Origin of the sequence: Xenorhabdus thailandensis, from assembly GCF_037996785.1 — a bacterium.
Lineage (GTDB): Bacteria > Pseudomonadota > Gammaproteobacteria > Enterobacterales > Enterobacteriaceae > Xenorhabdus > Xenorhabdus griffiniae.
Genome location: NZ_JBBMXF010000017.1, coordinates 40,276 through 62,082, shown reverse-complemented (window position 1 = coordinate 62,082; position 21,807 = coordinate 40,276). Strand labels below are relative to the sequence as shown.

15 protein-coding genes, 2 rRNA genes and 2 pseudogenes are annotated in these 21,807 nt (G+C 42.3%); 13 read left to right on the top strand and 6 right to left on the bottom strand.

Annotated features, from left to right (window positions below):
* The 6 genes from AAC853_RS16790 to aceK all read left to right on the top strand — a co-directional run.
* Positions 1-711, top strand: a 23S ribosomal RNA gene (locus AAC853_RS16790); the annotation flags it as partial.
* Between the two features lie 87 nt (positions 712-798).
* Positions 799-912, top strand: a 5S ribosomal RNA gene (rrf, locus tag AAC853_RS16785).
* A 442-nt stretch (positions 913-1,354) separates the two neighbouring features.
* Entirely contained in the window at positions 1,355-2,284 is a 930-nt protein-coding gene (gene metA, locus AAC853_RS16780; protein ID WP_338884480.1) for a homoserine O-acetyltransferase MetA, read from the top strand.
* A gap of 310 nt (positions 2,285-2,594) precedes the next feature.
* Positions 2,595-4,190 (top strand): malate synthase A, encoded by a 1,596-nt coding sequence (gene aceB / locus AAC853_RS16775; RefSeq protein ID WP_340614146.1) that lies wholly within the window; start codon positions 2,595-2,597, stop codon positions 4,188-4,190.
* A gap of 57 nt (positions 4,191-4,247) precedes the next feature.
* The gene (gene aceA / locus AAC853_RS16770; RefSeq protein WP_340614147.1) at positions 4,248-5,555 is read left to right on the top strand and encodes an isocitrate lyase; all 1,308 of its coding nucleotides are present in this window, start codon (positions 4,248-4,250) and stop codon (positions 5,553-5,555) included.
* A gap of 86 nt (positions 5,556-5,641) precedes the next feature.
* Positions 5,642-7,444, top strand: a complete 1,803-nt coding sequence (aceK, locus tag AAC853_RS16765) for a bifunctional isocitrate dehydrogenase kinase/phosphatase (RefSeq protein ID WP_340615215.1) — start codon at positions 5,642-5,644, stop codon at positions 7,442-7,444.
* Here the strand turns inward: aceK and AAC853_RS16760 are convergent.
* From AAC853_RS16760 to lysC, 3 genes and pseudogenes are all read right to left on the bottom strand, one after another.
* Positions 7,444-7,886 (bottom strand): annotated as a pseudogene (locus AAC853_RS16760) (beta/alpha barrel domain-containing protein); the annotation flags it as partial. The gene aceK and the pseudogene AAC853_RS16760 sit on opposite strands and share 1 nt — an antisense overlap.
* A 91-nt stretch (positions 7,887-7,977) precedes the next feature.
* Positions 7,978-8,808, bottom strand: a complete 831-nt coding sequence (gene iclR / locus AAC853_RS16755) for a glyoxylate bypass operon transcriptional repressor IclR (protein WP_340615214.1) — start codon at positions 8,806-8,808, stop codon at positions 7,978-7,980.
* A 196-nt stretch (positions 8,809-9,004) separates the two neighbouring features.
* The gene (lysC, locus tag AAC853_RS16750) at positions 9,005-10,378 is read right to left on the bottom strand and encodes a lysine-sensitive aspartokinase 3 (RefSeq protein ID WP_340615213.1); all 1,374 of its coding nucleotides are present in this window, start codon (positions 10,376-10,378) and stop codon (positions 9,005-9,007) included.
* A gap of 276 nt (positions 10,379-10,654) precedes the next feature.
* Here lysC and pgi point away from each other — a divergent pair, with 276 nt between their 5' ends.
* From pgi to ubiA, 3 genes are all read left to right on the top strand, one after another.
* On the top strand, positions 10,655-12,301 hold the full coding sequence (pgi, locus tag AAC853_RS16745; protein ID WP_338884488.1) for a glucose-6-phosphate isomerase: 1,647 nt from the start codon (positions 10,655-10,657) through the stop codon (positions 12,299-12,301).
* 263 nt (positions 12,302-12,564) lie between these two features.
* Positions 12,565-13,071: a chorismate lyase gene (gene ubiC / locus AAC853_RS16740; protein WP_340615212.1), complete on the top strand. Its 507-nt coding sequence runs from the start codon at positions 12,565-12,567 to the stop codon at positions 13,069-13,071.
* Positions 13,072-13,118: 47 nt separating this feature from the next.
* Positions 13,119-13,973 (top strand): 4-hydroxybenzoate octaprenyltransferase, encoded by an 855-nt coding sequence (gene ubiA, locus AAC853_RS16735; protein WP_338884492.1) that lies wholly within the window; start codon positions 13,119-13,121, stop codon positions 13,971-13,973.
* A gap of 64 nt (positions 13,974-14,037) precedes the next feature.
* Here the strand turns inward: ubiA and plsB are convergent, their stop codons facing one another.
* Complete coding sequence (gene plsB / locus AAC853_RS16730; protein ID WP_338884494.1) at positions 14,038-16,506, bottom strand: glycerol-3-phosphate 1-O-acyltransferase PlsB; 2,469 nt, start codon at positions 16,504-16,506, stop codon at positions 14,038-14,040.
* Positions 16,507-16,642: 136 nt separating this feature from the next.
* On the opposite strand from plsB, the pseudogene AAC853_RS16725 reads away from it, so the two are divergent.
* Together AAC853_RS16725 and lexA are read left to right on the top strand one after the other, a co-directional pair.
* A pseudogene (locus AAC853_RS16725) lies at positions 16,643-16,994 on the top strand (diacylglycerol kinase); the annotation flags it as partial.
* A gap of 139 nt (positions 16,995-17,133) precedes the next feature.
* Positions 17,134-17,748 carry a transcriptional repressor LexA gene (gene lexA / locus AAC853_RS16720; RefSeq protein ID WP_338884497.1) on the top strand — a complete coding sequence of 205 codons (615 nt, stop codon included), beginning with the start codon at positions 17,134-17,136 and terminating at the stop codon, positions 17,746-17,748.
* Between the two features lie 145 nt (positions 17,749-17,893).
* On the opposite strand, the gene zur is transcribed toward lexA, so the two are convergent.
* On the bottom strand, positions 17,894-18,406 hold the full coding sequence (gene zur, locus AAC853_RS16715) for a zinc uptake transcriptional repressor Zur (RefSeq protein WP_338884499.1): 513 nt from the start codon (positions 18,404-18,406) through the stop codon (positions 17,894-17,896).
* 420 nt (positions 18,407-18,826) lie between these two features.
* On the opposite strand from zur, the gene AAC853_RS16710 reads away from it, so the two are divergent.
* On the top strand, positions 18,827-19,975 hold the full coding sequence (locus AAC853_RS16710) for a DUF1266 domain-containing protein (RefSeq protein WP_340615211.1): 1,149 nt from the start codon (positions 18,827-18,829) through the stop codon (positions 19,973-19,975).
* Positions 19,976-20,050: 75 nt separating this feature from the next.
* Here the strand turns inward: AAC853_RS16710 and AAC853_RS16705 are convergent, their stop codons facing one another.
* Positions 20,051-20,608, bottom strand: a complete 558-nt coding sequence (locus tag AAC853_RS16705; protein WP_422824236.1) for an MFS transporter — start codon at positions 20,606-20,608, stop codon at positions 20,051-20,053.
* A 156-nt stretch (positions 20,609-20,764) separates the two neighbouring features.
* On the opposite strand from AAC853_RS16705, the gene dusA reads away from it, so the two are divergent.
* Positions 20,765-21,802, top strand: coding sequence for a tRNA dihydrouridine(20/20a) synthase DusA (gene dusA, locus AAC853_RS16695; RefSeq protein ID WP_338884502.1), 1,038 nt, complete (start codon positions 20,765-20,767; stop codon positions 21,800-21,802).
* Positions 21,803-21,807 lie beyond the last annotated feature (5 nt).

Genomic DNA, 21,807 nt, shown 5'->3' with positions numbered 1-21,807 from the left:
TTGATGTTCTAACGCCGGCCCGTTATCCGGGTTGCGGACAGTGTCTGGTGGGTAGTTTGACTGGGGCGGTCTCCTCCCAAAGTGTAACGGAGGAGCACGAAGGTTAGCTAATCACGGTCGGACATCGTGAGGTTAGTGCAAAGGCATAAGCTAGCTTGACTGCGAGAGTGACGGCTCGAGCAGGTACGAAAGTAGGTCTTAGTGATCCGGTGGTTCTGCATGGAAGGGCCATCGCTCAACGGATAAAAGGTACTCCGGGGATAACAGGCTGATACCGCCCAAGAGTTCATATCGACGGCGGTGTTTGGCACCTCGATGTCGGCTCATCACATCCTGGGGCTGAAGTAGGTCCCAAGGGTATGGCTGTTCGCCATTTAAAGTGGTACGCGAGCTGGGTTTAGAACGTCGTGAAGTTCGGTCCCTATCTGCCGTGGGCGTTGGAAGATTGCAAGGGGCTGCTCTAGTACGAGAGGACCGGAGTGGACGCACCACTGGTGTTCGGGTTGTCATGCCAATGGCACTGCCCGGTAGCTAAGTGCGGAAGAGATAACCGCTGAAAGCATCTAAGCGGGAAACTTGCCTTAAGATGAGTCTTCCCTTACCCCTAGAGGGTACTGAGGACGTTCGAGACGAGGACGTGGATAGGCCGGGTGTGTAAGCGTTGCGAGACGTTGAGCTAACCGGTACTAATGAACCGTGCGGCTTAACCTGACAACACCGAAGGGGTTTTCGGGAGTGGAAAGAGAGACGGGTTTCAGCGTAGAAAAGCAGCTTGTTCGGGATTGAAAACAGGATTTGTCTGGCGGCAATAGCGCGGTGGTCCCACCTGACCCCATGCCGAACTCAGCAGTGAAACGCCGTAGCGCCGATGGTAGTGTGGGGTCTCCCCATGTGAGAGTAGCACTGCCAGACATCAATTAGCCAGAGAAGCCATCCGTCATCGGATGGCTTTTTTGCGTTTGGGTGTTTGGAAAAATCAATTTTGACCTCATCAATGAACTCTATAACACAGCTTTTCCTTTACATGAGCAGAGAAGTCATCAGGGCCGTTTGTCTTAAGCTACCCTGAGCAGCTAAGCAAACAGAGTTATCAGGCGTTTAAAGATTGTTTGAACCTCCAAGTTATGAACTCTGCCTATCTTTAATTTTATTAATGAAAGGTTGATATTGGTTACATCGTATTATGACTAATATCACCTTAACTTTTCTCCCTTATTCTGATAACTATTTTCCATATAATAAAATGAAATAATTTCAATTTGAGTACAATAACTCGACATTTTCCTTCCGTTTGGGGTAAATTTGGCTATCTAGAAGTCTAAAGGTAAAAACTAAATAGTCGAGGTTTTAAGCAATGCCAATTCGTGTACCAGATGAATTACCTGCGGTGAATGCTCTTCGCAATGAAAACATCTTTGTTATGACGTCAACACGGGCCAATATTCAGAATATTCGTCCATTGAAGGTATTGCTGCTCAACTTAATGCCAAAGAAGATAGAAACAGAAAACCAGTTTATTCGCTTATTGTCTAACACACCGCTTCAAATCGATATTCAATTGCTGCGCATTGATAGTCGTCAATGTAAGAATACCCCTGCTGAACACCTGGATACTTTTTATTGTGATTTTGATTCAATAAAAGATCAAAATTTTGATGGATTGATTGTCACAGGCGCCCCGTTAGGACTTATTGAATTTGAAGATGTGGTGTATTGGAGTGAAGTTGAAAAAATAGTGACTTGGGCAAAAGAACATGTTACTTCGACACTTTTTGTTTGTTGGGCGGTTCAAGCTGCATTAAAAGTTCTTTATCAACTTCCCAAGCATACCCGAAAAACTAAACTCTCTGGTGTTTATTCTCATTCAACTTTAAATCCTCTGGCATTGTTAACCCGTGGATTTGACGAAACATTTTTTGCTCCTCACTCGCGTTTTGCTGATTTTCCTGAATCTCTTATTCGTGAACATACGGATTTAGATATTTTAGCCCGTTCAGAAGAGGCTGGAGCCTATTTATTTGCCAGTAAAGATAAGAGATTAGTATTTGTAACAGGGCATCCTGAATATGATGTAGGGACATTAGCTGCGGAATATTGGCGTGATCGTAATGCAGGTTTGGAACCAAAGTTGCCGGTCAATTACTTCCCGGATAACGATCCTGCAAATAAACCTGTTGCATCTTGGCGTAGTCACGGCCATTTACTATTTTTAAATTGGTTGAATTACTATGTCTACCAAATTACGCCATACGATCTTGCTTTTATGAACCCTACCTTAGATTAAACCCAATTTAAATTTTAAATAAAAATGAGGGGTTGCTGAAGCGAGACACTTCTCATTTTGTTAATTTTCCTTCCGTTGCTGTCGTTCAATCATCAACCGTGATTTTTCATGCATAACAAAAACTTAACATTGTTGAGTGGAATTTTTCGGAATTTATTTCCTTACTTTTTTTATCTTTAACTTGTCTTAATTTATTGATTATATTTAATTAATTTTAATTATTAAAAATAATGGAAACTGTTTTTGATTTATTTTTTTAATTGATTATTCTTAAGCAGATGAGTGCTTAAATGTGAGAAGTGGGGAAATTATGCAGCAGGCATTAGCAACAAAATTAACCTTTATTAAACCTTTTGGAGAGGCGGAGAAACAGGTGTTATCACCTGAATCTATTCGCTTTTTAGAAGAATTAATTATCGAATTTTCTGACAGACGTACAAAATTATTGAATGAACGTGTACGTTGGCAGGAAAAGATAGATAATGGTTCATTACCTGACTTTATTTCGGAAACAGCTTCCATTAGAAATGGGAATTGGAAAATTCAGGGAATACCCGATGATCTCAAAGATCGTCGAGTTGAAATAACCGGTCCTGTAGAGCGCAAGATGGTCATCAATGCCTTAAATGCCAATGTAAAAGTATTTATGGCCGATTTTGAGGATTCATTAGCACCTGAATGGGATAAGGTTATCAATGGACAGATTAACTTAAGGGATGCTGTCAATGGGACTATCTCATATACCAATGAGCAGGGTAAGCGTTATGAGTTGAAAGCAGATCCTGCAGTATTGATTGCCCGGGTTAGGGGATTACATCTATCAGAAAAACATATCCTCTACAAGAACGAACCGATTTCTGGCGGGTTGTTTGATTTTGCTCTCTATTTCTACTTGAATCATAAGAAATTACTGCAAAAAGGCAGTGGTCCTTATTTTTATCTACCTAAAATACAGAGCTACCATGAAGCACAATGGTGGAGTGATGTTTTCAGTTTTACAGAATCACGTTTCAATTTGCCAATAGGTACGATTAAGGCAACGGTTTTGATTGAAACCTTGCCAGCCGTATTCCAGATGGATGAAATTTTGTATCACTTACGTCATCACATCGTTGGCCTAAATTGTGGGCGCTGGGATTATATTTTCAGTTATATCAAGACACTGAAAAATCATGCTGACCGCGTTTTGCCGGATCGTCAATCCGTGACGATGACACAACCTTTCTTGAGTGCTTACTCTCGCTTGCTGATTAAAACCTGTCATAAACGTGGCGCATTTGCAATGGGCGGGATGTCGGCATTTATTCCTAGTAAAGATCCTGCGCAAAATCAGCAAGTTTTGCACAAAGTCAGAGCGGATAAAGCACTGGAAGCCAATAACGGCCATGATGGTACATGGGTGGCGCATCCAGGGCTTGCAGATATTGTCATGGAGGTTTTTGACGCAAAGCTGGGAGAACGTCACAACCAATTAACCGTTTTACGTGAAGAAGATGAGGCGATTACGGCTGAACAATTACTTGCGCCTTGTTTGGGAGAAAGAACAGAAGAGGGAATGCGCGCAAATATTCGAGTTGCCGTTCAGTACATAGAAGCCTGGATTTCGGGGAATGGCTGTGTACCGATTTACGGTTTAATGGAAGATGCTGCTACAGCAGAGATTTCCCGAACTTCGATTTGGCAATGGATCCGCCATGAAAAATCACTCTCTAACGGTAAAAAAGTGACAAAGGAACTGTTCAGAGAAATGTTAAAAGAAGAACTCGATGTTATTAAACAGGAAGTTGGGGAGCGGCGTTTTAATCAAGGACGGTTTATGGAAGCTTCTGATTTAATGGAAAGAATTACCACTCAGGACAACTTAATTGATTTCCTAACATTACCTGGTTATCAGTTATTAGACTAGCTTAAAGACAATAATGGCAAAAATATCCGATTAATTAAAAATAGGAAGTAGAACATCATGACCATATCCCGGAAACAACAAATCGCTCAGTTGGAACAAGAGTGGCAACAACCGCGTTGGAAAGGTGTCACTCGACCATATAGTGCTGAAGACGTCGTCAAATTGCGTGGTTCGATTAATCCTGAACATACTTTAGCGCAAATGGGGGCGAAAAAATTATGGAACTTGTTGAATGGTAAAGCAAAAAAAGGCTATGTGAATGCGCTTGGGGCGCTGACAGGCGGCCAGGCACTTCAACAAGCTAAAGCAGGTATTGAGGCGGTTTATCTTTCCGGCTGGCAAGTGGCGGCAGATGCGAACACCGCAGCGAGCATGTATCCTGATCAATCATTGTATCCTGTTGATTCTGTTCCTAATGTAATCAAACGTATTAATAATAGCTTCCGTCGTGCAGATCAGATCCAATGGTCAAGTGGTATCGAGCCAGATAGTCAAGAGTATATTGACTATTTCCTGCCGATTGTCGCTGATGCAGAAGCGGGGTTTGGTGGGGTATTGAACGCATTTGAACTGATGAAAGCGATGATCGAGGCTGGTGCCGCGGCAGTGCATTTTGAAGATCAACTGGCGGCAGTGAAAAAATGTGGACACATGGGTGGGAAAGTCTTGGTTCCGACTCAAGAGGCTATTCAGAAGTTGGTCGCTGCACGATTAGCGGCTGATGTCTCTGGTGTACCCACCTTGCTAATCGCTCGCACTGACGCAGATGCAGCAGATTTACTGACTTCAGATTGTGATCCTTATGACAAAACGTTCATTACTGGCAAACGAACCTGTGAAGGTTTCTATTGCACCCGTGCTGGTATTGAACAAGCTATCAGTCGTGGATTGGCTTATGCGCCTTACGCAGATGTTGTCTGGTGCGAAACCTCGACACCGGATATTGAAGCGGCTCGTTGTTTTGCTGAAGCCATCCATGCTAAATATCCTGGCAAGTTGTTAGCTTATAACTGTTCGCCTTCTTTCAACTGGAAAAAGCATCTGGATGATAAAACGATCTCCAGTTTCCAGGATCAGTTATTTGCGATGGGATATAAATTCCAGTTCATCACACTCGCGGGCATACATAGCATGTGGTTCAACATGTTTGATTTGGCCTACGATTACGCACGTGGTGAAGGAATGAAACATTATGTTGAAAAAGTTCAGGAACAAGAATTTGCTGCCCTTGACCGTGGTTATACATTCTCCTCACATCAGCAGGAAGTGGGTACGGGATATTTTGATAAGGTGACCACGATTATTCAGGGAGAGGGTTCTTCTGTTACTGCATTAACCGGATCAACTGAAGAACAGCAATTCTAAGTTCATTATCCTGATTGAGGTAGTAAATTGTGGGGGAATTCCAATAAAGGGATACCCCTTTACGTGTCGGGTAGAGGTGGCTAAATATGGAAATAGATCTCGCACATTTAATTGCACAAACCATTTTACAGGGATTTGATGCGCAATATGGTCGGTTTCTGGAAGTCACTTCTGGGGCGCAGCAACGTTTTGAACAGGCTGACTGGCCGGCTGTACAACAGGCGATGAAAAAGCGGATTAACTTGTATGATCATCATGTTGGATTGGTGGTGGAGCAATTGAAACGCATTCACACTCCGTTACAATATGATGAAGATTACATTGCCGAAGTTAAAGCGGTTTATACCTGTTTACTGCCTGATTATCCGCGTTTTGAAATTGCAGAAAGTTTTTTTAATTCAGTTTACTGTCGATTTTTCAAACATCGTAACTTGAAACCAGAAAACCTCTATATCTTTTCTTCTCAACCTTCTTCCCGTTTTCGCCATATTTCTCGCCCATTATCACGGGATTTTTTCCCTGATGGGGATCTTGCATCAATGCTGCGAACCATTTTAAATGATTTGCCATTACGCCTTAAATGGGAGGATTTAGATCGAGATATTGGTTATATCACGCAATATTTACAGAATACATTCTCCCAATGTGATTTATTACACTCCACATTCCAAATTGCTAATGAACTATTTTACCGTAATAAGGCAGCCTGGTTAGTAGGAAAAATTAGAATGGGGGCGATTGTGTATCCCTTTTTGTTACCGATTCATCACAATGAATCGGGGGGAATTTTTGTCGATACCTGCCTGACCAATTACGATGATGCCAGCATTGTTTTTGGTTTTGCCCGTTCCTATTTTATGGTTTACGCGCCCTTACCCGCAGCGTTAGTTGAGTGGTTGCGTGAAATTCTTCCTACGAAATCCACGGCAGAGCTATACATGGCGATAGGCTGTCAGAAACACGGTAAAACAGAATACTACCGTGAATACTTGACATTCCTTAATGCCACTCAGGAACAGTTTACAATTGCACCAGGTGTGAAGGGCATGGTCATGCTAGTTTTCACTTTCCCGTCATTTGATCGTGTATTTAAAGTGATTAAAGACAAATTTGCACCACAGAAAGAGGTTTCTCAAGAACGTGTTCAGGAGTGCTATCGACTGGTAAAAGAGCATGATCGTGTTGGAAGAATGGCAGATACTCAGGAATTCGAAAACTTTGTGATTGATAAACGCCATATTAGTCCTGAGTTAATGGTAGAATTGCAAAAAGAGATACCCGAAAAGTTAGAAGATTTTGGAGATAAACTTTTGATAAAGCATCTTTATATGGAACGTAAAATGATACCGTTAAATATTTATATGGAACAGATCAATGAAGTGCAATTAAAGGATGTGATTGAAGAATACGGAAACGCCATTAAACAACTGGCTGCTGCAAATATTTTCCCTGGTGATATGTTGTTTAAAAACTTTGGTGTGACACGTCATGGGAGGGTGATTTTCTACGATTATGATGAAATTTGTTACATGACCGAAGTGAACTTTCGGGATATTCCTCCACCACGTTATCCTGAAGATGAATTGGCGAGTGAACCTTGGTACAGCGTTGCTGTTAACGATGTTTTTCCAGAAGAGTTTCGACATTTTTTATGCACTGACAAACGTATTCGGTGTTATTTTGAAGAAAGTCACAGTGATCTATTTAAGGCAGATTATTGGCGGACTTTGCAAGAGCGGATTAAAAAAGGATATATAGAAGATGTTTTTGCTTATCGCCGTAGACAGCGGTTCAGTCAGCGTACTGAAATCAACCAAATAAAACGTATCATCAGTGGTATTACCATGTCCACATATAAAGATAATGAATTATTACATGATAAAGAATAGCGTAATGCCTTAACACCGCCATCCTTTTCTTCTGGGAAGAATTTAAAACAGTTCAGGCCATAACTCATCCCCAGCATTAATTCAGAAACAGTGTGGCTCCCTGGAATAAGAGGGATTGAGTCTGTATTTGCGGCTTTTAACAGTTCATCAGTCAATCCTGGGCTAATGGCAAATTGAACACCGCGGCAGACAATTATTCAGGATTAATGACAGTGCCTGCACTGATAATAGCTTGAGGCACTTCTTTGGCGATAAAACGAATGGTTTCCAGTGCACATTCAGTTCCTAATGTCACTTCCAGAGTACGAATTCTACCGGCAACCAATGCCCTCGCCAAAGGAATAGCATGTTCAATTTCATTGATAACAATGACAGGGCTATCGGTCAGGATATTTTCTGCGGTTGTTTTCCAAAGCCGTTTCTCCCGTTGATTAAAAGTAATGCAATATGTGCAATTCTGGCATTACAGTAGCTTGTGGGCATTGATAATGGACAACGACAGCACAGTCACGATTTAGCTTGCCAGTCTAAAATTACTTAATTCCACCATATTCTCGGCTAATTGCTTTTGCAGCCCGCATAACAAGAGCGCCAAGCTCCGTCACTCGATCATCAGAGATGCGTGATACTGGGCCGGAGATGGAAATAGCGGCAAAAGCCTCATGATGCTCATCATAGATACAGGCAGCAATACAGCGTAATCCTAACGCATGTTCTTCATCATCAAATGAAAAACCTTGCTTGCGGATCTGTTCGAGATTTTCTGTTAATGCTGCGGCGGTGGTACAGGTATGTTGGGTATAAGCGTGCATCCCTTTTTTATGCAGCAATTGGAGGCGTTTTTGTTCAGATAGGGTAGACAGCAGGGCTTTCCCAGCACCGGAAGCGTGCATTGGTAGTTTACCGCCAATGGGGGCGGACATTCTCATCAGCGCGTTACATTGCACTTGATCGACAATCACGGCTTCATATTCATCCAGATTAAGGATGGCAAGGTTGACGGTTTCACCGGAATCTTCCATTAACTGACGCAATATCGGGTGAACCAGCACCATCAGATTACGGCTTTGTAGAAAACTACTGCCAACGACAAAAGCATGGGAAGCGATCACCCACAATCCTAGATCACCTATCTGGCGAACAAAACCATGCTGTTGCAAGGTGGTTAAAAGGCGATGGGTCGTGGAGTTGGGCAAACCAGCTTGTATCGCCAGATCAGTCAGGGCGACACCAACAGATGAATCGGAAATATATTCCAAAAGTGTTAGCCCTCGACTTAAAGATTGAACCTGACCGCTTGCAGCGGCACTGTTTGTCATCGTTTTCGTTTTTTTTGTGCGTTTGCTGGCAACGGCCGTGCTCATAAGATTCCCTCTGAATAATCGTCTGCTTGCAGCAACGATAGCTGCGATGGACATAAAATGGAATTTATTTTCGTTTTCTTATTATGGATGATAACGAGGGGAAAAACACATCCGATGTGTTGTGGTTTCTTCTTTGCAACATCAAAAAACCCGCTTTTTATGCGGGTTTTCTGGCAAGATATTTGACTTTATTTTTTCAGCCTTCAAACAAACTCTGATGCAATGTCTGAACGACCTGTTCCGCATCGTTACCAGGAACAAGCAGACAGACATTATGGCTGCTTGCACCACAGCTAATCATGCGAATATTAAATGGCTCCAACACACCAAAAATTCCTTTTCCCAATCCTTTTGCTTGTGAAAGTTCATTACCGATAATCGCCACTAATGCCATATCTTCTTCGACTTCCACACGGCACAATTTAGAAAGTTCAGTTAACAATGCATTGGTCAGCAGGTTGCCATTAGTGCTGGTGGAACCTTTGGTATCCAGCGTCAGGGCGATGCTGACTTCTGATGTAGTAATCAAATCTACCGAAATATTATGGCGTGATAGTAAGGTAAAAACTTCAGCCAGAAAGCCCCTGGCATGTAGCATTTTCAGGCTATGTAATGTCAGTAAAGTTTGTTTACGGCGCAAGGCCAATGCACGAAACAGCGGAGGATTTTCTGTTTTATCACAAACCACCGTACCACCTGCTTGTGGATCTTTGCTGGAGCCGACAAATACCGGAATGCCACAGCGAACAGCGGGTAGCAGAGTGGCAGGATGGAGGATTTTGGCACCAAATGTTGCCATTTCTGCCGCTTCATCAAAGGCAATTTTATTGATGCGTTTAGCTGTAGGAACAATACGGGGATCGGTAGTGTAGATGCCTGGAACATCTGTCCAGATATCAACACGCTGTAAACCAAGCGCTTCACCCAGTAAGGCGGCGGTATAATCACTGCCACCTCGCCCCAGCGTAGTTGTACGCCCTTTTTCTTCTCTGCCAATAAACCCTTGAGTAATGACGATGGTATCGTTCAGGCGAGGATGAAGAGATTCCATTGCCAAAGTATGGAGCTGGAGTATATCTGGCTCTGCCTGCCCAAAGTTATCATTGGTTCGCATGATCCGCCGGATATCAAACCATTCGGCATCCATATTGCGTTGACGTAGCAACTCTACAAACAATAAGGTGGACATAACTTCACCGTGGCTAACCAATTCATCTATCAATGCTTCTGAAGTAGCAAGCGATGCTGCTTCTGACAGCATTTCAATATTTTCCAGCAGACGATTTATTTCCTCACGGATCACACCAGCGTCATTCAATCGGTCAATAATGGCGTATTGAATGTCACGGATCTGTTTCAGGTAGTTCTCCCGTTTGTCACTCTCGCAGCCAGCTGCTAATGCAACCAGTAAATTGGTTACGCCAGCGGAAGCTGACAGAACGATCACACGGATATTGGTGTCCGCCAAGATAATGTCGGCGCAATGATTCATGGCATCAAAGTCTGCCACACTAGTACCACCAAATTTTGCTACTACATACTGTGAGTTAGGAGATGAAACAGCACACATGAATGATAACCTTTTGTTCGGAGGATAGTTCAGAGAGTAGGCTTTTAGAAATATCGGGTTAGGCGTATGGAGTCAATATTTGATGATGAAGCATAAATAATTTTCATGATGGAAAAGCAATTATCGTTTTTGCCTATCTCAACAATTAAGACTGGAAATCATGGGCTATTTTGACCAATATCAGTGATTACAAGGAAAAGGAGATTAATCACAGAATTAAACCGTTACAATCTGTGCATTCCTATTGTTATTGACAGTTGATAGAGAGCATTATTCATGAAAAGCATCAACCCTAGCCAGACCGAAGCCTGGAAAGCATTGCAGCAGCATTTTGAGCAAATGAAAAATGTGCATTTGCGGGATCTGTTTGAACAGGATAAAAAACGATTTACGACATTTTCTGCGACGTTTGATCAGCAGATTCTGGTGGATTACGCTAAAAACCGTATCACCGCGGAAACACTGGAGAAATTACAAGCATTGGCGCAAGAAACCGATTTAGCCAGCGCAATTCGCAGCATGTTCTCTGGTGAGAAAATCAATCGTACTGAAGATCGTGCGGTGCTGCATATTGCCCTACGTAACCGTAGTAATACTCCGATTATGGTGGATGGCGAAGATGTGATGCCGCAAGTCAATGCGGTGTTGGCGAAAATGAAATCATTCAGTGAGCGCATCATTAGTGGCGAGTGGAAAGGCTATACAGGCAAAGCTATTACAGATGTCGTCAATATTGGCATTGGTGGCTCTGATCTTGGTCCTTATATGGTGACTGAAGCACTGAAAGCGTATAAAAATCACCTGAATATGCATTTTGTTTCCAATGTTGATGGAACCCACATTGTCGAAACACTAAAAAACTTAGATCCAGAAACCACTTTATTTTTGGTTGCCTCCAAGACGTTTACCACGCAAGAAACGATGACCAATGCACATTCTGCCCGCCATTGGTTCCTGCAAAGTGCTGTTGATGAAACGTATATTGCGAAACATTTTGCGGCATTATCCACCAATGAACAAGAAGTGAGAAAATTCGGCATCGATCCCCAAAACATGTTTGAGTTCTGGGATTGGGTAGGGGGACGCTATTCGCTTTGGTCTGCAATTGGTTTATCTATTGCGCTTTCCATTGGTTATGAAAATTTCGAACAGCTGCTAAGTGGCGCCCATGCCATGGATAAACACTTTGAGCAAACGGCCTTCGAGCAGAACATTCCTGTTTTGCTGGCACTGATCGGCATCTGGTACAACAATTTCTTTGGTGCGGAAACTGAAGCGATTCTGCCTTACGATCAATACTTGCACCGTTTTGCTGCCTATTTCCAACAAGGCAATATGGAATCAAATGGTAAGTATGTCGATCGTAATGGCAATCCGGTGAATTACCAGACAGGGCCGATTATCTGGGGCGAGCCTGGCACTAATGGTCAACATGCGTTCTATCAGCTTATCCACCAGGGAACTAAATTGATCCCGTGTGATTTTATTGCGCCAGCAATCAGCCATAATCCAGTGAGTGATCACCACAGTAAACTACTCTCTAACTTCTTCGCACAAACTGAAGCATTGGCATTTGGTAAAACACAGGCTCAGGTGGAAGCTGAATTTGCGCAAGCAGGAAAAAATGCTGAAGACGTGGCAAATGTTGTGCCATTCAAAGTGTTTGAAGGTAACCGTCCGACCAACTCTATTTTATTACGTGAAATTACCCCATTCAGTTTGGGCGCATTGATTGCTATGTATGAACATAAGATCTTTGTTCAAGGTGCCATTCTGAATATCTTCTCATTTGACCAATGGGGCGTAGAATTGGGCAAACAATTGGCGAACCGTATTTTGCCTGAGCTGCACGATGCAGAAGCTGTAACTAGCCATGACAGCTCTACAAATGGGCTGATTAACCAATTCAAAACATGGCGTTAATCTGAACTGCCGTATTATCTATACGCATTAAATTTCAAGTTGCAATTTACAACACGATGAAACCTGATTTCTCCCCGCTAAGCGGGGAGAAGTTAGATTGGTAAATCTCTTCTCAGCTTAATAACTGTTATTAAGCTGAGTTTTTTTGTGAATTACATAATTTGTTATCAACTTTTAATTTTATTGGTTTGCAACATGATATCCTCACTCCCCATTCGTTGTGCTGTCGGGGAAATGGCTATTCCCCGCAATGGGAAAATAACATGGTAGATGACACAATATTAACTTCACCCTCCATTCACTGGTTATCGTCAGATAAGACTGACCATATTCCTGAATCTGTTTTCGATTGGCTGATGGAAGCCGGCTCAATGACACGTCGTTTTGAACAACATTGTCAGAATGTATCGGTGATGCCTTTCCGGGAGGGCTTTATCACTCCGGAAGCGTTAAGTAGTGAAAGTGAGCACTTACCTGTAAGTGAAAAATACTGGTTGCGTGAAACGGTCTTGTATGGGGATAACATCCCGTGGCTTTTAGGACGTACTATTATTCCAGTGGAAACACTCACAGGCCCAGATAAGAAATTGGTTGATATCGGAACTGTGCCACTTGGACGTTATCTTTTTAGTGGTAATAATCTAACACGGGATTATATTCAAATAGGCCAGCAGGGGGATCATTGGGTACGCCGTTCCTTATTGAGGCTGTCAGGCAAACCGCTGTTGCTCACAGAGACTTTTTTACCGAATTCACCTGTATATAAATAGAATTAAGATCAACAGAACTGAAGGGGAGAAATAGATTGAAGGTCAGTATGACGCGAGATAAATGGCGTGCTTATTGCCGTTTAATGCGTATTGATAAACCTATTGGCGCATTATTACTATTATGGCCAACCTATTGGGCATTGTGGATCGCCGCAAAAGGCATACCAGATTGGCACATAGGATTAGTATTTACTCTTGGTGTGTTTTTTATGCGTGCGGCGGGATGTTGCATTAATGACTTCGCAGACAGAAAATTTGATGGGTATGTAGAACGGACAAAATCTCGTCCTCTCCCTAGTGGCGCTATTACCGAAAAAGAAAGCAAAATCTTGTTTGCCACACTGGTACTCATTTCTTTCGCACTGGTTTTGACACTGAATAAAATGACGATTGCATTGTCGGTCGTTGGTCTGGCATTGGCGTGTGTTTACCCTTTTGTCAAGCGTGTTAGTCACTTGCCACAAGTTGTGTTAGGTGCGGCTTACGGCTGGTCAATTCCGATGGCCTTTGCCGCAGTTAGTGAATCCTTACCCTTGGAATGCTGGCTGTTATTTTTAGCTAATATCATTTGGTCTGTAATTTACGATACGCAGTATGCCATGGTTGATCGTGACGATGACCTGAAAATCGGCGTGAAATCGACCGCCGTACTTTTCGGACGCTTTGATAAACTGATCATTGGCATTCTGCAATTCATCATGCTGGGCATTTTGGTCTTCGTTGGCGGGATGGTGAATCTGGGCGGGATCTATTATTGGACGGTATTGCTGGTAACAGCATTATTCATTTATCAGCAAAAATTGATCACAAATCGGGAAAGGTCTGCCTGTTTTCACGCTTTTATGAACAATAACTACGTTGGTTTAGTTCTGTTCCTCGGCATCTTTTTTAGCTATGTCTAATAGGGTGTAGCGTTTAGATAACGGGCGGATTACCACCCGTTATCTTCTGACCAGCGTGGTGTCGTTATTGCTGATCTTGTGTTACCTGTAAAGGTTCATTTTGTTCTGGTGGCATACTGACACTTTCAATCGTCAAACGAATTTCAGGTGACATCAGCTCACTCAATACATGATAGAGTTCCTGGGCACTGGTGGTAATCATATCGCCGCTGTCTTGAATATAACCTTCTTCACGTAACGTATTGACCGAGGAAACAAAAACGGCCTTGTCAAAGAACTCCGGCGCATTGATGCCATGCAGCACTGACAGACGTTGTGCCAGCATCCGGCTCTCTTTTTCCAGTACACCACGGCTGATTTCAGGTGTGGCATTCAACAAAGAGAGCGTAATGGCATAACGTTGCAGCGTTTCCCTGATGCCGGCTGCCAGCAATTGCAGCGGGCGAATACGCGCAGGATTTAGCACCAGCATTCCTTGCTCTTTGTTGCAGACAAGGCATTGGCGTGCCAGCTCATCAATCAAGGTATTGACAACCTCCGGGAGCGTTTCCTTGCTGTAACGCATGAAAAGTTCCTGCTTGATCAGCGGATAAATCAGCGCTACTTGTCTGAGCAATTCACTGCGACTAATGCGGCGGTGATGCATAATAATACTGGTAATCAGGGATGGTAGGATCAATAAGTGCTGGATATTATTACGATAATAAGTCATCAATACCGCGCTTTCACGTGGCAGGATAATAATATCTCCCAGACTATCTTTCTCGACCTCAAACTTATCCATCATAAGAGCGTGATCTAGCAACTCTTCTGCGGTTTGGTTTGGCACCGTGATATTGTCAGTGTAAGGCACATTACGCAGTAATTGCAGATAGCAATCCAACTGCTCAATAAGCTGTTCACGGGTCAGTGCTCGCTGGCGTGATGACAATAATGCCGTAGTGCATAAATTAATAGCATTGGCAGCGGCAGCATTATTGATATTGACCATAATATTGTTAGCCAGTTTACTGACTGTTGGCGTCAGCCATGTTGGACGTTGCGATTCGATTGGATCAATGGAATCACGCCACTCTGGGACATGTTGATTCAGGTATTGTGTCAACGGGATAGGTTCACCAAAATTCACGTAACCTTGTCCCAGATTACGTAATTTACGCAACCCGCGCACCATCTGGAAAAAGCTCTCTTTTTCCTTGGTTGCACCGCGCAGCTCTTTGGCATACGTTGCCACTTCCATCACATGCTCATAACCGATATAGATCGGCACAATCGTGATGGGACGAGATTCCCCTCGCAGCATGGCTTGCAAGGTCATGGAGAGCGTTCCAGTTTTGGGATCAAGCAAACGACCAGTCCGGGAGCGTCCTCCTTCGACAAAGTATTCAACTGAATAACCACGGGTAAACAACTCGCCGAGATATTCACGAAAGAGGGTTGAATAGAGCTTATTACCTTTAAATGTACGGCGGATAAAGAACGCACCGAGACGACGGAATATCGGGCCGGCAGGCCAGAAATTCAGGTTAATGCCCGCAGCAATATGAGGTGGAACCAGCCCTTGGTGATAGAGCACATAAGAGAGCAAAAGGTAGTCCATATGGCTGCGATGGCATGGAACATAAACCAGTTCATGGCCATCCTGCGCCAACTTGCGAACCCGTTCGGCGTTATGAACATTGATGCCTTGATACAAACGGTTCCAGGTCCAGCTTAAAACCCGATCGGTCAAGCGTACGGTTTCATAGGAGAAATCCGCGGCAATCTCTTCCAACATATTGATGGCGTTCTGCTTTGCTTTTTCGGGAGAGATTTTCTTGCTACGGGCTTCATCAGCAATCGCTTTTTCTATTGCTTTTGATGTCAGCAACTTGTTGAACAGATCCTGCCTGGCAGGCAAACGCGGCCCAACTGCCGCAAGACGCTGGCGAGAATAGTGCATCCGAGCCACACGGGCGAGTTTATTGGCGATGATATTATCTGCACCATGCTCGTCAGCCATACGGCGTAAAGACACCGGTGTGGAGAAACGGACAAAACTATCCCGTCCAAGCCATAAGATGGCAAATAATTTTTGTACACCGTTTAGCAAACGTAATTGTGGGGTTGTATGTCCTTCTTGCCCTTCGCGTCCTGGGGAGCGGCCAAACATGACGGAAACGGGCACCATCTGGATATCTAGATCAGGATTATTGTGATGTAAGTCCAGATAAGAGTGAAAAATTTTCACAGATTCATGTTTTGGAGCATAACAACGGAACACACGTGGACCGTTATCGATAAAAACACAACTGGGAAGCTGTATATCACTAATTTCCAAAGGATCCAAAGGATCTGGTAAATCTTGCGCCAGACATTGTTGACGCAGAGTCAATAAGTCTGTTTTTGAGTGATACGGCAGTATATACAAAATAGGCCGAGTCGTATCAAGACGCAGCTCCGCAATAGGATCCGTAGGGATTAATTTACTTTTTACTAATAATTTTAGTGGTAAATTCAATAACTTATAATATATTTTACGCCAACCTGACATAACTGCTTTAAGCCTCTTGTTAGCAACGCATCGCAAGGATACCAGAAACAGATTTTGAGATCTGTGGAAATAAGACAATAATAAGAGCGAAAAGTTATATATCCATATCATCATTGAGTTCATTTAAAGAAATTTTATGGCAAATCAATCAACAGGTTTAAGTCGTATCATTAAAGCTGCTGGGTATTCGGTGAAAGGAATTAAGGCTGCATGGCAAAATGAAGCGGCATTTCGGCAGGAAGTAATTGCTGCCATACTTGCGATCATCATAGCATTTTCTTTAGATTTTAGCTTACTTGAGAGACTCTTCCTGATTGGCTCTATTATGCTGGTGGTCATTGTTGAAATTCTCAATAGTGCCATAGAAGCCGTCGTGGATCGCATTGGTAGTGAATATCATGAATTATCAGGTCGAGCGAAAGATATGGGATCTGCGGCGGTATTGCTCACCCTACTTTTTGGCGTTATTTATTTGGGGAATGATCTTGGTCACATTTTATGGGCTGAGAAGTAGCGTGTTTTTTCATCAAATACGTTATTTAGTTGCTTTTACATGCCGACTGGTTCCCAATTCGGCTTTACCTGTATATACTCACAGTCTGACTGTATAAACAAACAGGGGGCGAAATGAAAGCGTTAACTGCCAGGCAGCAGCAAGTCTATGACTTGGTGCGTGACCATATTTCGCAAACGGGTATGCCACCAACACGTGCTGAAATTGCAGCGCAGCTTGGTTTTCGTTCACCTAACGCAGCAGAAGAGCATTTAAAGGCACTTGCGCGTAAAGGGGTGATAGAGATTATCTCTGGTGCATCCAGAGGTATCCGTTTGCTGCTTGAAGAAAATGAAGGGGCAGGATTGCCGTTGATCGGTCGTGTTGCTGCCGGGGAACCACTGCTGGCTCAGGAACACATCGAAAGTCACTATAAGGTTGATCCTGAATTATTCAAACCAAGCGCTGATTTTTTATTACGTGTCAGTGGGATGTCCATGAAAGACATTGGGATTATGGATGGAGATTTACTGGCTGTACATAAAACACAGGATGTTCATAATGGGCAAGTTATTGTGGCGCGTATTGAAGATGAAGTCACAGTAAAACGCTTCAAACAAACAGGAAGCAAGATTGAACTGATTGCTGAGAATCCGGAATTTAAGCCTATTGTTGTTGATTTAAGTGAGCAAAATTTCACTGTTGAAGGATTGGCAGTCGGCATTATTCGTAATGGGGACTGGTTCTGATTGTAAAGGCGATAATTGCAGTTTGCCATCCTGGGGCGGTCATTTTTCCCAGAACCCGTTAAACTTAAGTTTAACAGGAGCTTGAAAAATATATGATTATATCAGTTATGACCGCCTCATTGTTCAATTTATCTTCAAGCGTTTTTTATTTCTTTCTATTTTCTTCAGCCGAATGATTGTGCTGGCATGTATCGCGCTCCGTGCAGGATTCAATTTCATGGCAGGAGGAACACATACCATGAACTTCTATCACACTATTTCGCAAATGAAATCCTGTACCTTGTGCCAACTGCTGAATAGCTGATGCTATATCCTTTGCATCCTTTTCGGTTACTAAACCACAAAATTCACAAATAAACATTGCCGAAGTGTGACTTGGCTCTTCAAAATGATGGCAAAGTACATAGCTGTTTGTGGATTCTATTTTGTGAATAAAACCTTGTTCCAGCAGAAACTCCAATCCACGATAAACTGTTGGAGGCTTAGCTTGTGGCTCAACTTCACGTAATAAATCCAGCAAATCATAAGCGCTTATTGCGCCAGGTTGTTCAGTGATTAAACGAAGAATTTCAAGGCGTTGAGGCGTCAAACGAACTCCTCTTGACAGGCATATTGTTTCAGCCTGTGCCAGTAACTTTTTTTGATTGATAGTTTTCATTACACCTCTCACACCTACACGATGCTAATGACTTTAATGTTATCATGTTTTTTAACCTGAGAGTGGGATCGATATGATGTTCAGTTCTCTTCTGATGTGCAATATGCCTGTGAAGAAAAGGGGTTAACTTGTCATGATGAGATACTTGAAAATAAAATTAATCCGTGGATAAGAACAATAAAATGGGTCAAATAACGAAGGAAACTTATTTAGATAATTATATTGGAAATTAAAATTATATTCTGTTTAAATATAGTCTTCTTTATTATTAACACTAAAAATAGTATTTTACATTACTAATATTAGAGATGGTCAACAATGATTAATGAAAAAGCTGTTTATTCTAGTAGTTCCACTTAGGAAGAAAAAAGATTTAAACATTAAAAATATTCTAAATACATCTTACTTAATGGATTAAAAATGAAAGAATTATTACAAAACCACCCGAATAATAGAAGATTTCCTGTTAATGGTTTTAGGATAATCAAAAATATCCTCAAGGAAAGAAAAGGCGTGGTATTTCTCAGACCTATTCAGATCGTGGGTTTAAGTGTTCTTTGGATTGCGACCTTTTTTCTGGTTGTATTCTCGGTTGGAGTAACGATCCTGATCTTTGCTTCTAATAACGTACCTTCAAAGGGATATATACTTTGGGCTAGCATGATTGGCTTGAGCTTACTTGGTATATATCTCTCCACATATAGTTTCCAACGCATCAAAAATCTCCCTATTACCGAACAAAAACGTTATTACTTACAGGCAAAATATTCTGTTTTACCGGAAGAAAAACGTCAGGCATTGCGTTTGGATATCGTTAACTCTTATTACGAGGGTTTTTGGACAGAAACATTAGAACATTACCCTTTAAAAAGCCGAGTTTCTCGCGATAATTACCAATACCGTATCTTGCCCTTATCTGATGCAGAACCTCATCAGTCCCAAGTCTATACAAATTGGGGAATACTTGATGAAAAAGATTATTGGAAAGTATTGCATGATTTATGGGCAGGAATGCACTCAGAGCGTTTTGCGGTTGATGCAGTTTTTACCGATGGAGAAATGTTTAAGATACTTGGCAGTTTAATTGAAGAGCCAGAGGAATATATACAGCAATGTTCTCGCTCAATTAATGGACGCCCACCCGCTTTACTTTGGGGATTTGATCTCTGGCGAGCGATTGTTTTGAGCCGAAATTGTTTTGCGGCGGGCTATATTAGTGAAGAAACGGCGTGGAAAAATATATTAAAAACAGCCGATTATGTTTATGAAATTTTTGGCAGCTTCGATGAATTCTATACGAATTATCGGTTAGGTAATGCCTATTGGAGTCGAGATTTTGACACAGTGAAAGGACGCCTAAAAGCGTTTTTGTTTTACAAGGAATATTGTGACTGGCCGATAGCTCAATTACCTTGGCCAAACCCGAAAGGTATCTTTATGGAACAATATATGAAAGAGGGTTTTGCTGATGTGGTCAATTCCATGTTGAAGGATCAAATGGAAGATTCACTTTATGATGAGATAATGGATGAAGATAGTAGTCATACTGAAATTCGCGTTTTGCACTAATAACCAACGGGAATAATTTCTTATTGCATTACATAGTAGCTCTCTAAAAAGAGCTACTATACTATCACTTGCCCTCTATTTTGAATAATGAAATTCTTTGGTTTCATGTTTATGCATATAAAACCATATTGCCAAATTTATTATGAAAATAATTAAGCCGGAAATAACAATACCAAACCAACCATGAGATTTATAAGTATAAATAGAAATAATAGAACCTAATGCCGTACCTGAACAACAACTTGTCATATAAGCTGATGTTAATCGGTTTTGCGCTTCTGGCAATATTTTATAGATTGTACTTTGGTTAATAACATTCAATCCTTGAACAGCGAGATCTAATAAAATAATCCCAACAATTAACCCATAGATAGAGTATTGTACATATGCCATAGGTAACCAAGAAAATAATAAGAGAGTTAAACCGACTTTCGTTACCGATTTTGCCTGACCTTTATCAACATAATGGCCAACATTGGTTGCTATTAGAGCACCTGCAATCCCTGCTAGCCCAAATAAACCGATTACACCTTCTGGCGCGGGAACTCCGTTTTGTTCTAGCTCAGTGCCCCCGTGTCTTGGCGTGGGACTGTCTTCCGAATATACGGTTCTCTCTATAGATATATTTACCACCAGGCTTAACACCAATAGTGCAACGATAGCGGGCAGTGCCGTCTGCGCGCGGGCGTTTTTCTATGCTATAGTAGACCATCTTTAATACTCTCCTTTTCAGGTCCCCAAATTAATGGGGTTCTGCTTGGGGTGCTGATAATTCAAAAATAACCTGAAATGCACGAAAATATACAGATACAAAAACCTAATAAATTCACTGTAATATCAACGGATGCGAGAAGATTCAAACCTTCCCGCTTTTCCGTTGCGCCCATGTTAGACTGGACAGATCGCCATTGCCGTTACTTTCATCGTTTATTAAGCAAGGAAGCATTGCTTTACACGGAAATGGTTACAACGGGAGCGATTATTCATGGTAAAGGGGATTATCTGGCCTATAACGAGCAAGAACATCCAGTAGCACTGCAATTGGGGGGGAGTGATCCACAGGCATTAGCGCAGTGTGCCAGGATCGCACAGGAAAGAGGTTACGATGAGATCAATCTGAATGTGGGTTGTCCTTCTGATCGTGTGCAGAATGGTCGTTTTGGGGCTTGCCTGATGGGAGAATCCGCGCTAGTTGCTGATTGTATTAAGGCAATGCAGGATGTCGTGGATATTCCTGTTACGGTTAAAACCCGCATTGGAATTGATGAACAGGATAGCTACGAGTTTTTGTGTGATTTTATTGATATTGTTGTGAAAAACAGCGATTGCGATAATTTTATTATCCATGCACGTAAAGCATGGCTGTCGGGTTTAAGCCCGAAAGAAAACCGCGAAATTCCGCCTTTGGACTATCCGCGAGTCTATCAATTGAAACAAGATTTCCCCTACCTGACGCTTTCAATTAATGGTGGCATTAAATCGCTGGAAGAAGCCAAACAGCATTTGCAGTATATGGATGGCGTAATGGTTGGACGAGAAGCCTACCAAAACCCATCCATTCTGGCACATGTGGATCGTGAATTGTTTGATCAAACAGTTCCAGTGACCAATACGGTTGAGGCCGTTAAAGCGCTTTATCCTTATATCGAACAAGAGCTGTCTAAAGGCACTTATTTAGGGCATATCACCCGCCATATTCTAGGCATTTTCCAGGGGATCCCTGGGGCACGTCAGTGGCGTCGTCATTTAAGTGAAAACGCCCATAAGTCGGGCGCTGATATTATGGTTGTTGAAAAAGCGTTGGAAATGGTGACAGAGCGGATGTAAATCCG

Excerpts from the sequence above, each read along its gene's own strand:
- ubiC (WP_340615212.1), top strand. The coding sequence starts at position 12,565 with ATGGTAGATGACACAATATTAACTTCACCCTCCATTCACTGGTTATCG.
- aceB (WP_340614146.1), top strand. The coding sequence starts at position 2,595 with ATGCAGCAGGCATTAGCAACAAAATTAACCTTTATTAAACCTTTTGGA.
- metA (WP_338884480.1), top strand. The coding sequence starts at position 1,355 with ATGCCAATTCGTGTACCAGATGAATTACCTGCGGTGAATGCTCTTCGC.
- lexA (WP_338884497.1), top strand. The coding sequence starts at position 17,134 with ATGAAAGCGTTAACTGCCAGGCAGCAGCAAGTCTATGACTTGGTGCGT.
- aceA (WP_340614147.1), top strand. The coding sequence starts at position 4,248 with ATGACCATATCCCGGAAACAACAAATCGCTCAGTTGGAACAAGAGTGG.
- aceK (WP_340615215.1), top strand. The coding sequence starts at position 5,642 with ATGGAAATAGATCTCGCACATTTAATTGCACAAACCATTTTACAGGGA.
- pgi (WP_338884488.1), top strand. The coding sequence starts at position 10,655 with ATGAAAAGCATCAACCCTAGCCAGACCGAAGCCTGGAAAGCATTGCAG.
- ubiA (WP_338884492.1), top strand. The coding sequence starts at position 13,119 with ATGACGCGAGATAAATGGCGTGCTTATTGCCGTTTAATGCGTATTGAT.
- iclR (WP_340615214.1), bottom strand. The coding sequence starts at position 8,808 with ATGAGCACGGCCGTTGCCAGCAAACGCACAAAAAAAACGAAAACGATG.
- plsB (WP_338884494.1), bottom strand. The coding sequence starts at position 16,506 with ATGTCAGGTTGGCGTAAAATATATTATAAGTTATTGAATTTACCACTA.
- zur (WP_338884499.1), bottom strand. The coding sequence starts at position 18,406 with ATGAAAACTATCAATCAAAAAAAGTTACTGGCACAGGCTGAAACAATA.
- lysC (WP_340615213.1), bottom strand. The coding sequence starts at position 10,378 with ATGTGTGCTGTTTCATCTCCTAACTCACAGTATGTAGTAGCAAAATTT.
- dusA (WP_338884502.1), top strand. The coding sequence starts at position 20,765 with ATGCACGAAAATATACAGATACAAAAACCTAATAAATTCACTGTAATA.
- AAC853_RS16710 (WP_340615211.1), top strand. The coding sequence starts at position 18,827 with ATGAAAGAATTATTACAAAACCACCCGAATAATAGAAGATTTCCTGTT.